This window comes from Afifella sp. JA880, assembly GCF_025379905.1.
Lineage (GTDB): Bacteria > Pseudomonadota > Alphaproteobacteria > Rhizobiales > Afifellaceae > Afifella > Afifella aestuarii.
In genome coordinates, this window is sequence record NZ_JAOANH010000001.1 from 1,281,058 (window position 1) to 1,297,579 (window position 16,522).

At 63.6% G+C, this 16,522-nt stretch carries 19 protein-coding genes; 11 read left to right on the top strand and 8 right to left on the bottom strand.

Translation table 11 applies throughout. From position 1 onward, the window contains the following. Positions 1 to 17 precede the first annotated feature (17 nt). On the top strand, positions 18 to 704 hold the full coding sequence (locus NYQ83_RS06075; RefSeq protein WP_261213305.1) for an SDR family oxidoreductase: 687 nt from the start codon (positions 18 to 20) through the stop codon (positions 702 to 704). 38 nt (positions 705 to 742) lie between these two features. Then, positions 743 to 1,732, top strand: a complete 990-nt coding sequence (locus NYQ83_RS06080) for an amidohydrolase family protein (protein ID WP_261213306.1) — start codon at positions 743 to 745, stop codon at positions 1,730 to 1,732. Here the strand turns inward: NYQ83_RS06080 and NYQ83_RS06085 are convergent. Both NYQ83_RS06085 and NYQ83_RS06090 read right to left on the bottom strand, forming a co-directional pair. Next, the gene (locus NYQ83_RS06085; protein ID WP_261213309.1) at positions 1,729 to 2,475 is read right to left on the bottom strand and encodes a site-2 protease family protein; all 747 of its coding nucleotides are present in this window, start codon (positions 2,473 to 2,475) and stop codon (positions 1,729 to 1,731) included. The two genes, NYQ83_RS06080 and NYQ83_RS06085, sit on opposite strands and share 4 nt — an antisense overlap. A gap of 168 nt (positions 2,476 to 2,643) precedes the next feature. Then, entirely contained in the window at positions 2,644 to 3,123 is a 480-nt protein-coding gene (locus NYQ83_RS06090; RefSeq protein ID WP_261213311.1) for a hypothetical protein, read from the bottom strand. 139 nt (positions 3,124 to 3,262) lie between these two features. Here NYQ83_RS06090 and NYQ83_RS06095 point away from each other — a divergent pair, with 139 nt between their 5' ends. The 3 genes from NYQ83_RS06095 (at position 3,263) to NYQ83_RS06105 (ending at position 6,116) form a co-directional block, all read left to right on the top strand. After that, a complete protein-coding gene (locus NYQ83_RS06095) occupies positions 3,263 to 3,928 on the top strand; it encodes a DUF2268 domain-containing protein (RefSeq protein ID WP_261213312.1) in 666 nt (221 codons plus the stop codon). 1,002 nt (positions 3,929 to 4,930) lie between these two features. Next, the gene (locus tag NYQ83_RS06100) at positions 4,931 to 5,233 is read left to right on the top strand and encodes a helix-turn-helix transcriptional regulator (protein WP_261213314.1); all 303 of its coding nucleotides are present in this window, start codon (positions 4,931 to 4,933) and stop codon (positions 5,231 to 5,233) included. Further along, positions 5,226 to 6,116 (top strand): reverse transcriptase family protein, encoded by an 891-nt coding sequence (locus NYQ83_RS06105; protein ID WP_261213316.1) that lies wholly within the window; start codon positions 5,226 to 5,228, stop codon positions 6,114 to 6,116. Before NYQ83_RS06100 ends, NYQ83_RS06105 begins: the two co-directional genes overlap by 8 nt. Positions 6,117 to 6,427: 311 nt before the next feature. Here NYQ83_RS06105 and NYQ83_RS06110 read toward each other — a convergent pair whose 3' ends face one another. Beyond that, entirely contained in the window at positions 6,428 to 6,850 is a 423-nt protein-coding gene (locus NYQ83_RS06110; RefSeq protein WP_261213319.1) for a hypothetical protein, read from the bottom strand. A 130-nt stretch (positions 6,851 to 6,980) separates the two neighbouring features. On the opposite strand from NYQ83_RS06110, the gene NYQ83_RS06115 reads away from it, so the two are divergent. Next, on the top strand, positions 6,981 to 7,454 hold the full coding sequence (locus NYQ83_RS06115; protein ID WP_261213321.1) for a c-type cytochrome: 474 nt from the start codon (positions 6,981 to 6,983) through the stop codon (positions 7,452 to 7,454). 7 nt (positions 7,455 to 7,461) lie between these two features. Beyond that, positions 7,462 to 8,400 carry a c-type cytochrome gene (locus NYQ83_RS06120; RefSeq protein ID WP_261213323.1) on the top strand — a complete coding sequence of 313 codons (939 nt, stop codon included), beginning with the start codon at positions 7,462 to 7,464 and terminating at the stop codon, positions 8,398 to 8,400. Positions 8,401 to 8,995: 595 nt separating this feature from the next. On the opposite strand, the gene NYQ83_RS06125 is transcribed toward NYQ83_RS06120, so the two are convergent. Beyond that, complete coding sequence (locus NYQ83_RS06125) at positions 8,996 to 9,349, bottom strand: hypothetical protein (RefSeq protein ID WP_128292537.1); 354 nt, start codon at positions 9,347 to 9,349, stop codon at positions 8,996 to 8,998. 99 nt (positions 9,350 to 9,448) lie between these two features. Then, entirely contained in the window at positions 9,449 to 10,303 is an 855-nt protein-coding gene (locus NYQ83_RS06130) for a branched-chain amino acid aminotransferase (RefSeq protein WP_261213324.1), read from the bottom strand. 298 nt (positions 10,304 to 10,601) lie between these two features. On the opposite strand from NYQ83_RS06130, the gene NYQ83_RS06135 reads away from it, so the two are divergent. Continuing rightward, the gene (locus NYQ83_RS06135; protein ID WP_234630500.1) at positions 10,602 to 11,261 is read left to right on the top strand and encodes a haloacid dehalogenase type II; all 660 of its coding nucleotides are present in this window, start codon (positions 10,602 to 10,604) and stop codon (positions 11,259 to 11,261) included. 194 nt (positions 11,262 to 11,455) lie between these two features. On the opposite strand, the gene NYQ83_RS06140 is transcribed toward NYQ83_RS06135, so the two are convergent. From NYQ83_RS06140 to NYQ83_RS06150, 3 genes are all read right to left on the bottom strand, one after another. After that, the gene (locus tag NYQ83_RS06140; protein WP_261213325.1) at positions 11,456 to 11,680 is read right to left on the bottom strand and encodes a helix-turn-helix domain-containing protein; all 225 of its coding nucleotides are present in this window, start codon (positions 11,678 to 11,680) and stop codon (positions 11,456 to 11,458) included. A gap of 14 nt (positions 11,681 to 11,694) precedes the next feature. After that, complete coding sequence (locus NYQ83_RS06145; RefSeq protein WP_261213327.1) at positions 11,695 to 12,294, bottom strand: DUF2975 domain-containing protein; 600 nt, start codon at positions 12,292 to 12,294, stop codon at positions 11,695 to 11,697. Positions 12,295 to 12,582: 288 nt separating this feature from the next. Further along, positions 12,583 to 13,095, bottom strand: a complete 513-nt coding sequence (locus tag NYQ83_RS06150; RefSeq protein ID WP_261213328.1) for a GNAT family N-acetyltransferase — start codon at positions 13,093 to 13,095, stop codon at positions 12,583 to 12,585. 579 nt (positions 13,096 to 13,674) lie between these two features. Between NYQ83_RS06150 and NYQ83_RS06155 the strand changes: the two genes are divergently transcribed. From NYQ83_RS06155 to NYQ83_RS06165, 3 genes are all read left to right on the top strand, one after another. Beyond that, on the top strand, positions 13,675 to 14,646 hold the full coding sequence (locus NYQ83_RS06155) for an ABC transporter substrate-binding protein (protein ID WP_261213967.1): 972 nt from the start codon (positions 13,675 to 13,677) through the stop codon (positions 14,644 to 14,646). Positions 14,647 to 14,762: 116 nt separating this feature from the next. Further along, on the top strand, positions 14,763 to 15,743 hold the full coding sequence (locus NYQ83_RS06160) for a FecCD family ABC transporter permease (RefSeq protein WP_261213969.1): 981 nt from the start codon (positions 14,763 to 14,765) through the stop codon (positions 15,741 to 15,743). Positions 15,744 to 15,748: 5 nt separating this feature from the next. Then, positions 15,749 to 16,513: an ABC transporter ATP-binding protein gene (locus NYQ83_RS06165; protein WP_261213970.1), complete on the top strand. Its 765-nt coding sequence runs from the start codon at positions 15,749 to 15,751 to the stop codon at positions 16,511 to 16,513. Positions 16,514 to 16,522 lie beyond the last annotated feature (9 nt).

A 16,522-nucleotide genomic window follows, 5' to 3' on the forward strand; every position in this document is an offset into this window, starting at 1 on the left:
GGTAACGGAGACATCCCATGCAACGCATTCTCATCATCGGCGCGTCCCGCGGGATCGGTCATGCCCTTTCACGTGAGTTCGTGGGGCGCGGGTGGCATGTGACCGGCACGGTCCGGCACACCGCCGGAACGCCCCTGCACGCGCTGCGCGACGAGCACCCCGAGGCGGTCGAGATCGCCTCGCTGGACATCACCGTGCCCACCCAGATCGAGGCTCTGCGCGAGAAGCTTCAGGACCGGCGCTACGACATCCTGCTCGTGAACGCCGGAACGGCGAACGCCAACCAGAGCGAGACGATCGCCGAGACCTCGACGGAGGAATTCATCCGCGTCATGGTCACCAACGCGCTCAGCCCGATGCGGGTGGTCGAGACCTTGGCCGACCTCACGACCCCCGAAGGAACCATCTCCGTCATGTCCTCTGGCCAGGGCAGCATCGCCGAGAACACGCGCGGCGGCCACGAGGTCTATCGCGGCTCGAAGGCAGCGCTGAACCAGTACATGCGAAGCTATGCGATCCGCGCCGGAAATACGCACCCGATGCTGCTGATCGCGCCCGGCTGGATCAAGACGGAGCTGGGCGGGGCGGAAGCGCGCTACACGCTCGCAGAATCGGCGCCCAAGCTCGTCGATCTTCTCCTTGCGCAGACGGGAAGGCCCGGCCTGCGCTACGAGGATCGCGACGGTCGCACGGTGGCGTGGTGACCCTCTTGCATGGTGAGCCCCTTTTTTGTGCCGAGCCTGTGAAGATCATCGCCACCGAAGAGCATATGGCGACCGCCGAAGTCGTCGACGCCTGGTCCAGGCTCGGACTGGAAAGCCGCGATCCGGGCGTCGCCTATCACCAGATCGGTGACATTGCGAAACGGCTGCTCGACCTCTCCAAGGACCGCATCGCGCTGATGGACGAGGCCGGCGTCGACGTGCAGGTCCTGTCCTTGACCACGCCGGCGCTCCACGACCTTGGGGCCGAAAGCGTCGACATTGCGCGGCGGGTGAACGATACGCTGGCCGAAACGGTCGCGCGCCATCCAGACCGGTTCGAGGCGATGGCGACGCTCCCGGTCGCCCGGCCCGAGGCCGCGGCGGCGGAGCTTGAACGCTGCATCGTCGAGCTCGGCTTCACCGGAGCGATGCTGTGCGGACGGGTGGGTGAACACCACCTCGACCATCCCGATTTCGCGCCGATCTTCGAGGTTGCGGGCCGGCGCAGCGTGCCGCTCCTGCTGCATCCGCGCGTCGTGCCGGAGGGGGTGCGCACCGCCTGGTTCTCGGGTTTCGGCGACAGGGTCGAGATGGCCCTGGCCGGCTATGCGATCGGCTGGCATCTCGATGCGGGCATCCAGTTCATCCGCCTGCTTCTGTCGGGGCTCTTCGACCGGCACCCCGATCTGCCGGTCCTTCTCGGCCATTGGGGCGAGCTCGTCCTTTATTACGTCGACCGGTTGCGTGCGCTCGACGCGGTCTCTGAACTTGCCCATCCGTTGGACACCTATCTGCGCCGGAACGTCTATCTGGGCGCGAGCGGGATGTTCTCGGCGGAACATCTGCGCCGCGCACGGGGCGTGGTCGGGCCCGATCGGTTGTTGTTCTCGGCAGACTTTCCCTACCAGTACCGCCCGGAGCGGCAGGCCCGCGCCTTCATCGAAAACTGCGGGCTTGGCGGGGAGGAACTCACGAATTTTGCGTCTGGAAACTGGTGCCGGCTGAGAGACGCCATCCTTCGGTGCTAACCCGGCGCCATCCGCCAGGCGCGGCGGAATTCGCGGAAATTGTCGCCGAAGGACGGCGGCAGATAAAGCGGCACCATCGCAAGAACGCTCGCGATCAGCGCCACGGTCGAGACGACGGCAAAGACGAGCCCGAACGCTGACACGATCAGGCGCGCAGTCCTTTCCGACAGCCGTCGTGGCAACGCGACCCGGAGAATGACGCCGCCATCGGTTGGAACGGCCGGCGCGAGATTGGCGAGCCCGAAAGCCAGATTGAAGAGGCCGAGAAAGAACGCTGCCTCGTGCGCGAGCGTCGGGGACGCGGGCAGCGGCGTCGCGAAGCCCGGCAGATGCTGCACCGGCGCAGACGGGCTCAAGCCCCAGATCGCGAACGCGACGCCCGCAATGACAAGGTTCGCCGCCGGGCCGGCGAAGGCGATCGCGATGGTACTTCTCCGCGACTTCGGCTCTTCGAGAAAAACAAAGGCCCCGTCGACCGACAGGACGATCCGATCGCAGGCGAGCCCGAAGCCGCGCGCCGCCACGAGATGCGCGAGCTCATGCGCGAGATCCGACAGAACGAGACCGACGAGAAGGATGACCGCGAGCGCGACGGGCTGATGCGCATGGTGATAGGCAACGAGCGCGCTGAAGACCACCGCCACGACCAAGGCGGAGGGATAAATCCACGCCTCGACGCCCGCGGGAAGCTTCAGCCGAAACGTAAACGGCCCCTCCGCCGCGTCTGCGCCTCCCGTGGTCATGATCGAACGTCCCTTATCCCGGCCGTCGAGACAGCGGCACGCGCCCGCATCCCCTGGCATCGCGAAACCCGCATCATAGGCGCGCGCGCATGATTGGCGAAAGGCCCGGGGAGACCGCGCATGTCCGTCGGCCTGCGCGCGACCGAAACGCATTTCGGCACGAAATGGCTATTCGTCGGCGCCCGTATCCGCGTCGGCAGACGTCTCTGCTTCGGAGGAAGCGCCGCCGCCTTCGGCCACGAACACGAACGGCGCCCTGACGGTCTCGCCCGGCGGGATCTCCGGATAGGGCGCGCAGTTGCGTACGGCACGCACCGCGGAGAGCGCAAAAGCCTGGTCGGCCCCAGAGACGCCAGCGCCCCCCGAGGCGGCCCCAGATGCGGCACCTGCATCCGCCTCCTCGACGCGCGGCTCGCCGACCAGCCGTCCCTCTTCCCCAACCTCAAAGGAGACGACGGCGCGCGCGCCCGACGCGGCGGGCGGCGGATTCCAGCAGGCCCGGATGCGCATCCCGACCGCCCGCACCGCCTCGGCCAAGGCGGCATCCGCCGAACGCTCGGCCTGCTCACGCGCAACGGACTGCGCCGCCGCCGGAAGACACCCGGCCGAGGCGACGAATGCCGCAAGCGCAAAAACAACCCGTCTCATGAGCCCGCCCTTCCCAAAATGCCGAGGGAGAACCCGGAACGGCCGCGGCGGTTGCATGCGGCCCGCCCTCACCGTGCTTCCGCGCCTGGCGCGCCCGGCGCCATTCGGGCAATCCGAGAGCCAATGTTCGGCAGGCAGGATGATGCGCTATGCTGCCGGCATGTCCTCGCTCACACTCCATGTCCTCGATGCGCGCGGCACCCTCGCGGACATCCGCGCCTGGCTCCGCGACGCCCTGACGGCCACGCACGAGAAGGCGGCGGCCCTCATGCCGCTCCGGCCCCTGGATGTCGTGGTGCAAAGCGGGAGATGGGTCATCCCCGAGAAGGGACATGTCGGTCGCTCGCCCAAGCCTGGCGTTATTTTCCTCACCTTGGATCCCGGCAATCCAGCCCTCCGCCCCAACGCGGACATGTCTTTGGAGCGCATGTTCGCCCACGAGCTTCATCACGCCGCGCGTTGGGACGGACCCGGCTATGGCGCGTCATTGGGCGAGGCGCTGGTCTCGGAAGGACTGGCAGGCCATTTCGTTCAAGAGCTGTTTGGCGGCCCGCCAGAACCCTGGGAGCGGCTGCCAGACGATGACATCCGCCCCCATTCGGCGCGCGTGGCGGACGAATGGGACAGGACAGACTATAACCATGAAGCCTGGTTCTACGGCCGAGGCGACCTGCCAAGATGGCTCGGCTATTCCCTCGGCTTCCGCCTCATCGAAAACTACCTGCAAAACCACCCCTCCAGCCGCGCGGCCACCCTCGCCGAAACATCCGCGCAGGAGTTTCGACCGACGCTCGAATTGCTCTGAAAAAGACGGATGGTCGCCGGACGCGAACGCAGAGCGTCGCGCAGGCTGGGTTCAGATCGACATCGTTCATCGGGTCTTCTGCGCGCTGGTCCAGCTAAGGCCGGCGGCAGATTCCGGCAGCTGCGGATGAGCACCGCGACCGCCTGCTCATCCGCGCCAGACTGCGCCGCCGCCGGAAAAGAGCCGGCCATGGCAAGGAGTGCCGCGAACGCGAAGACAAGTTATTTCATGAGCCCGCCCTTTGAACAAAGCGCAGGAAAGCTAAGAACGATTGTCCCGTTTTTCATACGCCCCGGATGGTCAGCGCGGGAAGTCATATTCTTGGGTGCGAGGAGACGCGTTAGGCGCCGGGCAGCCTTCGTCGGAACATCCTTTTCGCCTGAATGTCGCGTTTGTCGTAGCTTCTTCTTCTTCGAAACGAGACGTGCCCGTCTCAGTCCGCCTTTGCGGGCAAGTCGCATGCGCACCACCAGCTAGCATAAATCGTAAAAATTCGCCTTCAGCGAACTTTTTTCTTGATGGCCGCTTTCGCTGCGCCTATATTAAGTTGGTCGAACAAGAGGGGATAGCCATCATCATCTGCGGCGCATGCGCCGCGCGGAGGGCTCACAAGCCCTCTAACTTTCAGCCGGCAGAAGGGGCGGAGACGTCCCCGGCGTCAGGCGCGGGCGAGCCCCCGATGGCCGGGGGCTCGCCGTACAAGCAGGGTTTACTGCTCTCGCCCCTACCGACTTCACCATGATGGCGCCAAGGCATTCGGTCTTGGTGGTGAAGAAGGAACGAAACGATGGAAGCATCGAATCAAGTCGACCGAGAGCGGCGGCGGAGTGAACGGAAGAGGCAAGTAAATTGGGCGCGTCATCTCGTCCGACCACGGACCCTTAGGTTCGTGTTTGGAATCGGTGCCGTAGCACTAAAACTGCTGTTTTGGATCTATCGATTCATTGATTGCTTCCGGGAATAATGCCGCCCTGTCTTGTATGCTTTATGGAGGATATTAATATGATCAACGAAGCCCTTCGGCTCATTCGCGTGTATCACGACATGAAGCAGACTGAGGCTGCGAAACAACTAGGTATCTCGAAATCTTATATATCAGAACTTGAAAAAGGCACAAAGACACCAACTCTTGACCTTATCGATAGGTATGCACAGACATTTGAGATACCATCTTCATCTATTTTATTCTTTTCAGAAAACCTGGGAAGCCAAAACAAATATGAAAAATCACGCACCTTTGTTGCGTCAAAAATATTATCTCTACTAAAATTTTTAGAAGACAAGTCGAGCAAGGCTGATGCCTGAGAAGCAATATCCACTCAATCAGTCGCCCTTCTATAAACTTAAAACTCGAAAAAAACTCGCACGAATTCTTCATATAGACGTCAATACGCTTAGATTTCTGGCTAACAAATCAGACGATCTTTATAACGAATTTGATATTGAACGTAAAACGGGAAAAATGCGCCGCATCGAGAATCCCCAAAAGGATCTCAAAGATATTCAAAAATATATTTCCAGAAAATTAAGCTGCATCAATCCTCCAGATTATCTTTTTTGCCCTGTCAAAGGACGTTGCTATATCTCTAATGCCGCGAAACATCGATTTAATCGTACAATACACTGCTTAGATATTCGAAAATACTTTCCAAGCACAACGTTTGAGCGAGTTCTTTGGTTTTTTCGTCACATCATGAAATGTTCAGAAGATGTCTCTTGGCATCTATCTAGGATAGCGACATTTAAGGGCTACTTGCCAACCGGGAGCCCACTCAGTCCTATTATGTCATACTTTGCTCATTATGACGTTTGGGAGGAGATAAGCGCCATATGTAAAAAGAATGACTACTGCCTGACCGTTTACATAGATGACGTGACAATTTCTGGTAATAATATATCTCCGGAAGTAATTTGGTCTATCAAGCGCATCATTCATCGATCAGGGTTACGGTATCATAAAGAGAAAAAATATATAGATCGGCCCGCTGAAATCACTGGAGCTGTTATTAAAAATGGGAAATTAATGTTGCCGCACAGGCAGCACTACAAAACACATAAGGCTCGATCAGACCTTTTTAAGGCGACGAACGAGCAGGATAAACGTAAACAGTCAGATAAACTTACTGGCCTAAAAAGCCAGTTTATACAAATAGAAAATTTTTGTGAGAATTGGTTATTACGAAATTAATCATAGACATTACATTTGGCGCACGACACCTGCGCCACGGACTGAACCAGACTTAAGCAGTGCGTTGGCAAGGTCGGAAGGGGGAGCATCGTGCCGGTATGCGCGATCGCTTGCAGGGCAGTCGCCCCACCCTGGAACAACTAGATCCCCTTCTAGAGCGCCCCGGCAACGCTCGAACCTCGCCCCCACCTCGGATATATATATATCTACCGTAAACCCCGGTACCGTCTCTGCCTCTGGCATGCGGCCGGGGTAAATTGTTTTTAGGGGTGATTCCTCCGAGCGGGGACTCACCCCCGTGGCGCATCCCCCTACCGCCCCAACCTCTCACACCGCATCAGCCCCGGCGCTTCGGCCCAGGTCTGCACCGAGTTCACCCAGCGGCGGCAGGTGTATTCGTTGGGGAAACAGGCGCGCAGGAAGACCGGGCGGCGCCAGTCGTTCATCGGGTCTTCCCTCGTGCCCGAAAACGTCCCGACCCAGCTCCAGCCGCCATCCTCGCAGGCGCCGCCGCCTTCCGGTGCCGGCGGATGGCCGACCACGGCCGCCGCGGGCGTCGCCGTGAGCGCGCCCGCCACCACGAGGGTCGCCAGGCCCCCCGCCAAGACCACCGCCCGAGCCGCCGCCCCGACAGCGGCAGAGACCCCGGCCAAAACCCCGGCCTTCGCCGCCGCGCGTGGTTCACCGCGCGCCCCGCGTCCCTGCGCCGCCCAAAAGCTTCTCAATGCCGCCATCACGAACCCTCCCGATCGCTCGCGCGCCGTCACGCCTGCGTGAAGGGGCGCCGTCGCGGTCTCTGCCGCTGGCTGCCGCGAAACCGCCCCCTATAACTAGACCTGTCCAAGACAAACAGGAGGCAGCCTCATGCTTCGCAGCATCTCCCTCGCCATCGCCGGCGCCCTCACCGCGGCCTCTGTCGCGGGCTTCGCCGCCCATGCCCAAGATGCGGCATCGAGCGGCACCGACGACCCCATCAAGACGCGCCAGACGATCATGGAATCCTTCGGGGCCTCCGCCAAGGTCGGCGGCGGCATGATCAAGGGCGAAATCCCCTACAATCCCGCGGTCGGCCAGCTCGTCCTCGCCACGCTTGATGCCGGCGCCCACACATTCGCGCATTACTTCCCGGAAGGCTCCGACACGGGCGACACCGAGGCCTCGCCGAAGATCTGGCAGGATATGGAGGGCTTCCACGCCAAGATCGACGAATTGCAGCAGGCGACCACCGCGGCGGTGAAAGCGAAACCGCAGGATCTCGACGCCTTCAAGGAGACGTTCGGCAAGGTCGCGAAGAACTGCAAATCCTGTCACGAAGATTATCGCGTGAAAAAGGACTGAGGCTTTCGTGGCGAAAAAGCTTCTGGCAGCGGTCGTCGTTCTGGCGGCCGCGGCACTCGTCGGCTTCTATGTCGTAACGATGCCGTGGCCGCTCGCGGCCGCGGCGCTTCCCGCGCATGAGCCCGATGTCGCCAACGGCGAGCGCCTGTTTCTGGCGGGCAGCTGCGCCTCCTGCCATGCCGCGCCCAAAGCGGAGGGCGATGCAAAGCTCGTGCTTTCCGGCGGGCTCGAGCTCGACACCGATTTCGGCCTCTTCCGCGTGCCGAACATTTCCTCAGACCGCGAGGCCGGCATCGGCTCCTGGAGCGACATCGATTTCGTCAATGCGATGAAGCGCGGGCTCTCGCCGTCCGGCGCGCATCTTTATCCGGCCTTCCCCTACACCTCCTATGCCAAGATGCGCCTCACCGATCTTCTCGATCTCAAGGCCTATCTCGACACGCTTCCGGCGAGCGCAAACCGGGTCGCGGGCCACGACCTCGCCTTCCCCTATTCGCTGCGCCGCGGCATCGGTCTGTGGAAGCGGCTTTATCTCTCCGACGCGCCGGTGATCGCCGTCGATGAGAGCAACGACGAGCTCATGCGCGGGCGCACCCTCGTCGAAGGCCCCGGCCATTGCGCCCAGTGCCACACTCCGCGCGATGCGTTTGGCGGGCTTGAGACCGATCGCTGGCTCGCCGGCGCGCCGAACCCGGAAGGCAAAGGCCGCATCCCCAACATCACACCGTCCGATGACGGCATCGGCAGCTGGAGCCTCTCCGACCTCACCTATTATTTCGAAAGCGGCTTCACGCCGGATTTCGACAGCGTCGGCGGGCCGATGGTGCCGGTGCAGGAAAACCTCGCCAAACTCCCGCCCGAAGACCGCGCCGCCATCGCCGCCTACCTCAAAGCCATCCCGCCCCTCGGCGCCGACAAAAGCGGCGCGGACAACACCGGAGGCTAAAGCGGGGACCGGAAAGGCAGCCCCGGGAAGCTGAGCCGCCCAGGCGAGACTTATCCCGGGATCATCCCGTGGTGACCCGCCAGCCCCTTGATCATCCCGCCTTTTGATCATCCGGCCCCTTGATCATGCGCCCCTTGACCGGGCGGCCCGACGAAACTCCGGCATCAGCCGCACAGTCCCCCTCCCCCTTGTGGGGAGGGGACAGGGGTGGGGGTCCCCCACAAAAAGTGGGAGTCTGCCCGAGTGCTGACTTCGGAGAACGGCCATCAGCGCCGTCACCCCCACCCGACGCTTGCGGCTTTCGCCGCCGCGTCGACCTCCCCACAAGGGGGAGGTGGTGGAGCGCACCGATCCGCCTGGCAGAACCATCCGCCGAAACGACGACATCTCGAACGCGAAGAGGGTCGGTCAAACCAGAAGAGGGTCGATCGACCCCCGCAGAGGGCCGGCCCCTCCGCAAGCCCGCAGCGGCGCACCAAAAACTCCGGAATCAGCCGCACAGTCCCCCTCCCCCTTGTGGGGAGGGGTCAGGGGTGGGGGTCTCTCTAAAACAAGCAGGGGGTCCCCCACAAAAAGCGGGAGCCGCCCAAAACCCTCAGCGGAGCGCGCGCGGCGGCACGCCCGGCTCGCATTTCATGCCGATCAGGCGGCCGTTGGAAAAGCTCAAGCCTTCATTGACGAAGCGGCGGCATTCGATCTCGGTGCGGAAACAGCCCTCGGCGTAGAAGGGCTTGCTGCCGCCGCGCCAGCCGCCGTTCGGCCCGTCGCCCTGGGCGGACACCCAGCCGAACCACAGGCTCGCGGGGTCGTATCGCGCCGTCAGCGCCTTGCAGGTTCCCTCGCCCTTGTCGAAACTCAGCCAGGTGGCATCGGCCGGCGCCGTCCCGCCGAGAAGAAGAAGCCCGGACAGGGCGGCGGCCGAAACGGCGGCAGGCAGAAAGCGGGACATACACAACTCCCTTGAAAATCAACGTCAGCCTTATCTGGGGTTCTGGTCGGCCGCTTCCAACATCAGGGCCAGGCAGAAGCCACGAATGGCCCGGCAGACTCAGGCGTGCGCCCACTCCCAGTAGAGCGCGCGCGCCCGGTTGCCGATCGGGCCGGGCTGCAGATCGCGGTCCTCTATGCGATTGACGGGCACGACCTTGGAATAATTGCCGCTCGAAAAGATCTCGTCGGCCGCCATGAAATCGGTGATCGTCAGCGCCTGTTCGCGCACCTCCACGCCCGCCTGGCGCAGAAGATAGATGACGCGCTGGCGCGTGATGCCGTTCAGGAAGGTGCCGTTCGGCGCCGGCGTGAAGACCACGCCGTCCTTCGCCATGAAAATGTTCGAGGTGCCGGTCTCCGCCACATTGCCCAGCATGTCGCGCACCAGCGCATTGTCGAAGCCGCGCGACTTCGCCTCCAAAATCGCCCGCCCGTTGTTGGGATAAAGCGCGCCCGCCTTGGCGTTCGTCGGCGCGCATTCGATGGTCGGCCGGCGATAGGGCGACAAGGTCAGCGAAAAGCCTTTCGGCTCCAGAACCGGCGTCTCGTAAATGCACATGCAAAAGCGCGTCGACGAGGCGAGCGGCGGCACCGACATGAAGCCGCCTTCCTCCGCCCAATACATCGGCCGGATATAGAGCGCCGTCTCGTCGTCGAATTTCGTGGCGCCCTCTTTGGCGAGCCCCACCATCGTCTCCACGTCGACCTTCGGCTCGAGCCCCAAGGCCGTGGCCGAGGCATTGACGCGCGCGCAATGCAATTCGAGGTCGGGCATCACGCCTTCAAAGCGCCGCGCCCCGTCGAAAACCATCGAGGCGAGCCACATGGCATGGCTGCGCGGGCCGATGAGCGGGACATTCCCCTCATGCCAGTCGCCATCCACAAAGGTCCAGGTTTTCGACCACTCAGCCATGTCGTGCCTCTCGTCTGTCGCTTGCTTGCGGCGAACGGCCCGCGCCTTCAAAAACGCCCGTCCCGGCCCCGTTTGAACGAGGTTGCGCCACGTCTTTCGCGGCGCGGCCGGGGCGCGGCGAAGACGCCCGTCGCCGCCAATATGAACTCCTGGCGGTAGCCTGAATGCCGCCGTCTTGCTAGACCCTATCTCGTCACAAGCCGCCGGCCGGCGGCATCTGCGGGCGTGCAGAGAATGCGGGCGCGCCGGCGATTTGGCGCCCGAAAGCCGACGGCGCGTGAGAGAAGGGGGAAGCCGCATGCAGCCATCGATCTTCGTCTTCGATGCCTATGGCACGCTCTTCGACGTGCATGCGGCCGTGCGCCGGCATGCGGAAGCCGTCGGGCCGGATTGGGAAAAACTCTCCCATCACTGGCGCGCCAAACAGCTCGAATATTCCTGGGTGCGCTCACTTATGGGGCGCTATGTCGATTTCTGGACGCTGACGGAAACCGCGCTCGACCACGCCTTCCAGTCCTATCCCGCGCTCGATTCCTCGATGAAGCCGACGCTTCTTGCCGCCTATCGCAGCCTCGACTGCTATCCGGAGGTGCCGGAGACGTTGAGCCGGCTGCGCGCGGCCGGCTGCCAGCTCGCCATTCTCTCCAACGGCACGCGCGACATGCTCGATGCGGCGATCGCGGCCGCCGGCCTCAACGGCCTCTTCGATGCCGTCCTCTCCGTCGACGACATCCGCCTCTACAAGACGGATGAACGCGCCTACGAACTCGCCACCACCTATTTCCGCGTCTATCCGGAAGCGATCTCGTTTCAATCGTCGAACCGCTGGGACATCGCCGGCGCCACCGCCTATGGCTTCCGCACCGTGTGGATCAACCGCTCCGGCCAGGCCGACGAATACCACGACCTCCCCGCCGCCGCCGTCCTGCCGGACCTGAAGGCGTTGCTCAGGGTGTGAGGGCGCGCAAGGCCGTTCCATGGGGCGGTTGATGCGACATCTCGATGGTTGCACGCTCCCCGGCTGGCGGAGCGGCTAGACCGCGCCGCGATCGAGCGCGTTGCAGCGGTGGAGGCGGACTTGCAGGCGTTGTTTCAGGTGATCGGCCTCGTCTCATCCAGGTAACGAACGCTCCGGGTGCGGCGATCAAAGCATCACAGTCCGCCCCCCTCGTCACCGTCGTCATATCGCAAGAGATCGCCCGGCTGGCAGTCGAGCGCGCGGCAGATGGCGGCCAGCGTTTCGAAGCGCACGCCCTTCACCCGCCCCTGCTTCAGGAGCGACAGGTTCGCCTCGGTGATGCCGACCGCCTCGGCGAGATCCTTCGACTTCATCTTGCGCATCGCGAGCATGACATCCAACGTGACGACGATCGACATTCCTCCCGCCCCGCTCACACGAACGCGGCATTTTCGCGGGCGAGAACGACCGCCTTCGCCATCACCGCCGCAATCGCCCACACCATGCCGGCAAAGAAGAGATCTCTCAGATCGCCGCTTGCGAGCCCGAGCGTCACGAAGCGCTCGCTCGGCGGGTTCGACAGCGAAATGACGGCGCTCGCCGGCGCGCGCATCAAAAGACCGAGCGCCACGGAAACCGCCGTCATGCCGGCAAATCCGCGCAACCCACGCACCACCTCCGGGTCGAAATAGGTGCCGGCGGCAAAGAGGCGGAAACACCGCCGCGCCTTGAGAAGACCCACGGTCGTGAAGGCCGCGGGGATAAGCGTCAGCGCCGCACCGGCAAGCCGCTGCCAGAGCGCGAGATCGTGCGGCACATGGGCGGAGATCTGCGCCGAAGGGTCCGAAAGGGCGGCGCGATAAAGCGTTTCGCCGTCCTGAAACATCCACATGAAGAGGATCGTCGCGGGCAGCGTGACCGCAACGATCAGGCAGGTCGCGGCGAGAGCCCGGCAAAGCAGGCGCATGCGCCAGGCCGCCTCGCGCGGCCGCCCCGGCTCCAGCCCGAGAGAGGCATCGAGATCAGCTTGCATGGAAACCTCCAGCAACGAGAGACGCGTCGTCTCTAGTGCAGGCTTCCCTGCTCAGCAACATATTTTTATTGCTTTGCAGAAATTTCTTTTTGCTATACAAGGACGTGCCGCAATCCTTGAGACAGAGAGGTCGCCACGAACGGCTACGCGCCCATTATGGTCGTTGATACGGTTCAGGCAGCTCCTCCGAAGCGGGCGCTCCCCGCTGTCTGGGCAATGTCGTAGAAGGTTGCGAAGCGGTCATTCGCGTAGAGAGGATCAACGGCAGCTATTGCCGGTCCGCTGCCGTCAGAGTGACTTCCTCATAGCGCAACGCTGCGACGCAGGTAGCCCTGCGCGCTCCTCGGCGTCCAAAACGGCCTTTAGCCAGGGTGTGACTTCTTCGCGATTCAGCGTGATGAATCCAAGTCTCTGATAGTAAGGCTCGTTCCAGGGGACTTGCCTGAATGTGGTCAAGGTCAGCCCATTGACCCGATGATGGGTGGCTGACTGTTGCGCGACCTCCATCAATTCCCGTCCGATACCGCGCCCCTGTTGTTCGCGATGGACCGCAATCTGCCAGACATGCAGGGCGTCTGCTGCCATCTCCCCATTGAGGAAAGCCACGACGCCATGACCCTGAAGTTCCGCCACGAAAGCAACGCCACCTGCGATCAGGGCACGATGCTGCTCCTGTGACTGGACATCGTCATCGGCGATCCATTCCAGCCCGGGCCATTGCCGGAATATCTCACCGGAACTGCGTTCGATCTCGGGCAGAAGAGCGACATCACTGTCCCGCGCGGGTCTGATGCTTGTCATATGCGCAGTCCCGCCAGAGAGATAGTGTCCCAAAGGCTGCAAAAGCAGAGATGCCCGGCGACGAACGCGAACGACTGCAATGGGTAGACAACGGGCATTGGAGGTTGGACTGAAACGGCAGCTCCGTTGTGTGCCTGCTCCAGACCGGATGTCAACATTCGGCCCATTGCGGCAGCCTCATAGCAAAAGAAGCCGCCACGGCATCCGCCGCGCCCAATGCCCCTCTCACCTGACCCTTCACCCCCACCCTCGGAAAGCCTCGCGCAGAGGCCCTGCCACCGGCGGCGGAGACAGCCCGGCTGGCTTCGTCAGACATTGCAGATGGCGGCCATATCCCGTCCAGGGTTTTGACTACCGTAGTAGCGATCGGGGTGGGGATTGTAGCTGGCAAGCTACTGCTAGGATAAGGTGAAATGGTGCCGAGCCCGCGTTCGCGCACGTACACCCGCGCAACACACAAAATCATGAGCGCGAGAGTCTTGTTTTCTCCAACATGTCCGAATAGGCAGGCGCCACGTTTCCCGGTGCACAATGGACCCGAACATGCCGAACAGGATTCTGCTCTCGCTCGCCGTTCTCATGGCCACCTTCAGCGCGTCGGCGCAGGCGGAAGCGACGAGCTATCCCCTCACGATCGAAAATTGCGGCCGGGAAATCACCTTCGACAAGGCGCCGGAGCGCGCCGTCGCGCTCGGGCAGAACACCGCCGAAATCATGCTCCTCCTCGGGCTGAAGGACCGGATGGCCGCCACCGCCTTCTGGCCGAACGAGGTGCTGCCGGAGCTGCGGGCCGCGAAGGACGAGGTCGATGTCCTGACGGTCGAATTTCCGACGCTTGAATCGGTCCTGTCGAAGCAGCCGGATTTCGTCGCCGCGATGCTGACGACGCTCCTCGGGCCGGACAGCAAGGTCGCCAAGCGCGACGATTTCGAACGCCTCGGCATCCCGACCTATCTCGCGCCGAGCGCCTGTTCGACGACACTTGACGCCAACGACGCCTATGGCAGCCGCGACGCGCTGTGGACCATGGACCTCCTCTATCAGGAGATCGACGACCTGGCGCGGATCTTCGACGTCGCCGATCGCGGCGAGGCCCTCATCGCCGATCTGAAGGCGCGCGAGGCGGCTCTGCGTGCCGAATTCTCCGGTCCCGCAAACCCGACCTTCGTCTTCTGGTTCTCCAGCCCGTCGCCCGCGGACGATGCCTATCTCGGCGGCGGCAACGGCCCGTCGGGTTATATCGCCGATCTCCTCGGCGGCTCGAATGCGATCAAGACCGAAGCCGACTGGCCGACGCTCGGATGGGAAGGCATCATGGCCGCCGATCCGACCGTCATCGTGGCCTCGCAGGTCGATCGCAAGCGCTGGGCGCTCGACGCGGCGGACGCGAAGATCGCCTATCTGACCTCCGACCCGACCGTCAGCCAGATGCAGGCGGTCAAGAAGGGCCGGATCGTCGTCATGCGAGGCGCGGCCATGAATCCGAGCATCCAGACCCTCTACGGCGCCGAAGAGGTCGCCAAGCAATTGCGGACGCTCGACCTCCAGTGACGACGGCAGAGACAGCGCCCGGGGCAGCGCCAGAGACATTGCAAGAGACTGAGGACAAGGCTCCGCCAGAACCCGCGGAAGACGGGGCCGGCTGGCTCGCCCTCTTCCTCGCGCTCATGCTCGTGGCGCTCGCCTTCGTCGTCGCCCTGGCGACGACGATCGGCGACTTCAGGATCGGGCTCGGGACGGTGGTTCTGGCGATCACCAACGGTCTCGGGCTCACCGGCGCCGACATTCCGCCCATCCAGGAATCCGTCGTCTGGGATCTGCGTCTCAGCCGGGCGCTGGTGGCGGCTTTTTCCGGGGCGGGTCTCGCGCTTTGCGGCGCCATCCTGCAGGCGCTCCTGCGCAACCCGCTCGCCGAACCTTTCGTGCTCGGCGTCTCCGCGGGCGCCTCGACCGGCGCCGTCTGCGTCATCGTCCTCGGCATCGGGGCCGGCAGCCTCTCCCTGTCGATGGGCGCTTTTGCCGGCGCGTTTGCGGCCTTCGCCCTCGTCGCGCTTCTCTCCAACGGCGCCACCAGCGGTCCCAACCACACGATCCTCGCGGGCGTCGCGGCGGCGCAGCTCTTCAACGCCCTCACCTCCTACATCGTGACGACGTCGGGCAACGCCCAGCAGGCGCGCGACGTGATGTTCTGGCTTCTCGGCAGTTTCGGCGGCGTGCGCTGGCCGGATTTTCAGCTTCTCACCCTCGTCATCGCGCTCGGCCTCGCCGTCTGTTTGTGGATGGCCCGCTCGCTCGATGCCTTCACCTTCGGCGACGAGGATGCGGCGGCGCTCGGCGTGCCGGTGGCGCGCATCCGCCTCGTCCTCTTCGCGGTAACGGCGCTGATCACGGCGACGATCGTCAGCATGGTCGGCGCGATCGGCTTCGTCGGCCTCGTCGTTCCCCATGCGGCGCGCTACATCGTCGGCCCGCTGCACCTGCGCCTTCTGCCGGCCTCGGCCGCGCTTGGCGCCGTCTTCATGGTGCTCGCCGATATCGCCTCGCGCGTTGTCGCCACACAGCAGACGGTGCCGATCGGCGTCGTGACGGCGCTCGTCGGCGTGCCGTTCTTCGCCATCATCCTCTATCGCGCGCGGCCCTCAACATGACGCGCATGACGATCCGTGCCGACAATCTCACCTGGGGCGTCGGACGAAAAACCATCGTGCGCGATGTCTCCCTGCGCGTCGAAAAGAACGAGACGCTCGGGCTCATCGGCCCGAACGGCTCGGGCAAATCCTCGCTCCTGCGGCTTCTCGCCGGGCTGAAGCGGCCGCGTTCGGGACAAGTCGAGATCGAGGGGCGCGAGATCGGAAACCTGTCGCGCCGCGCTCTCGCGCGCCAGCTCGCCTTCGTTCAGCAGAGCGCCGCATCGGACACCAATCTCAGCGTGCGCGACGTGGTGAAGCTCGGGCGCACGCCGCATCGCTCGGCCCTTTCCGGCTGGTCGCCCGCCGACGAAGCCGCCGTCGCCGCCGCCATCGCGCGCGTCGACATGGTCGAGCGTCGCGCCCAGCCCTGGCAGACGCTGTCGGGCGGCGAGCGCCAGCGCGTCCATATCGCCCGCGCGCTGGCGCAATCGCCGACGATCATGTTCCTCGACGAGCCGACCAACCATCTCGACATTCACCACCAGATCGAGATCCTGCGCATGGTGCGCGACCTCGACCTCACCAGCGTCGTGGCGCTGCACGATCTCAATCTCGCGTCCATGTTTTGCGACCGCATCGCCGTCATTGCGGGCGGCGCGCTCGTCGCCTGCGACCTGCCGTCGAACGTGCTGACCGAACCCCTGTTGCGCGACGTCTTCCGCATCAAGGCGGAGGTAAGCCCCGCCGACGACACCGGCCGCCCCCACATCCGCTTTCGCAGCGAATGAGCGGTTTGC

What these genes read in the sequence shown, in the direction of transcription:
- NYQ83_RS06075 (WP_261213305.1), top strand. Translation starts at nt 18, where the DNA reads ATGCAACGCATTCTCATCATCGGCGCGTCCCGCGGGATCGGTCATGCC.
- NYQ83_RS06085 (WP_261213309.1), bottom strand. Translation starts at nt 2,475, where the DNA reads ATGACCACGGGAGGCGCAGACGCGGCGGAGGGGCCGTTTACGTTTCGG.
- NYQ83_RS06090 (WP_261213311.1), bottom strand. Translation starts at nt 3,123, where the DNA reads ATGAGACGGGTTGTTTTTGCGCTTGCGGCATTCGTCGCCTCGGCCGGG.
- NYQ83_RS06095 (WP_261213312.1), top strand. Translation starts at nt 3,263, where the DNA reads ATGATGCGCTATGCTGCCGGCATGTCCTCGCTCACACTCCATGTCCTC.
- NYQ83_RS06100 (WP_261213314.1), top strand. Translation starts at nt 4,931, where the DNA reads ATGATCAACGAAGCCCTTCGGCTCATTCGCGTGTATCACGACATGAAG.
- NYQ83_RS06105 (WP_261213316.1), top strand. Translation starts at nt 5,226, where the DNA reads ATGCCTGAGAAGCAATATCCACTCAATCAGTCGCCCTTCTATAAACTT.
- NYQ83_RS06110 (WP_261213319.1), bottom strand. Translation starts at nt 6,850, where the DNA reads ATGGCGGCATTGAGAAGCTTTTGGGCGGCGCAGGGACGCGGGGCGCGC.
- NYQ83_RS06115 (WP_261213321.1), top strand. Translation starts at nt 6,981, where the DNA reads ATGCTTCGCAGCATCTCCCTCGCCATCGCCGGCGCCCTCACCGCGGCC.
- NYQ83_RS06125 (WP_128292537.1), bottom strand. Translation starts at nt 9,349, where the DNA reads ATGTCCCGCTTTCTGCCTGCCGCCGTTTCGGCCGCCGCCCTGTCCGGG.
- NYQ83_RS06130 (WP_261213324.1), bottom strand. Translation starts at nt 10,303, where the DNA reads ATGGCTGAGTGGTCGAAAACCTGGACCTTTGTGGATGGCGACTGGCAT.
- NYQ83_RS06135 (WP_234630500.1), top strand. Translation starts at nt 10,602, where the DNA reads ATGCAGCCATCGATCTTCGTCTTCGATGCCTATGGCACGCTCTTCGAC.
- NYQ83_RS06140 (WP_261213325.1), bottom strand. Translation starts at nt 11,680, where the DNA reads ATGTCGATCGTCGTCACGTTGGATGTCATGCTCGCGATGCGCAAGATG.
- NYQ83_RS06145 (WP_261213327.1), bottom strand. Translation starts at nt 12,294, where the DNA reads ATGCAAGCTGATCTCGATGCCTCTCTCGGGCTGGAGCCGGGGCGGCCG.
- NYQ83_RS06150 (WP_261213328.1), bottom strand. Translation starts at nt 13,095, where the DNA reads ATGACAAGCATCAGACCCGCGCGGGACAGTGATGTCGCTCTTCTGCCC.
- NYQ83_RS06155 (WP_261213967.1), top strand. Translation starts at nt 13,675, where the DNA reads ATGGCCACCTTCAGCGCGTCGGCGCAGGCGGAAGCGACGAGCTATCCC.
- NYQ83_RS06160 (WP_261213969.1), top strand. Translation starts at nt 14,763, where the DNA reads ATGCTCGTGGCGCTCGCCTTCGTCGTCGCCCTGGCGACGACGATCGGC.
- NYQ83_RS06165 (WP_261213970.1), top strand. Translation starts at nt 15,749, where the DNA reads ATGACGATCCGTGCCGACAATCTCACCTGGGGCGTCGGACGAAAAACC.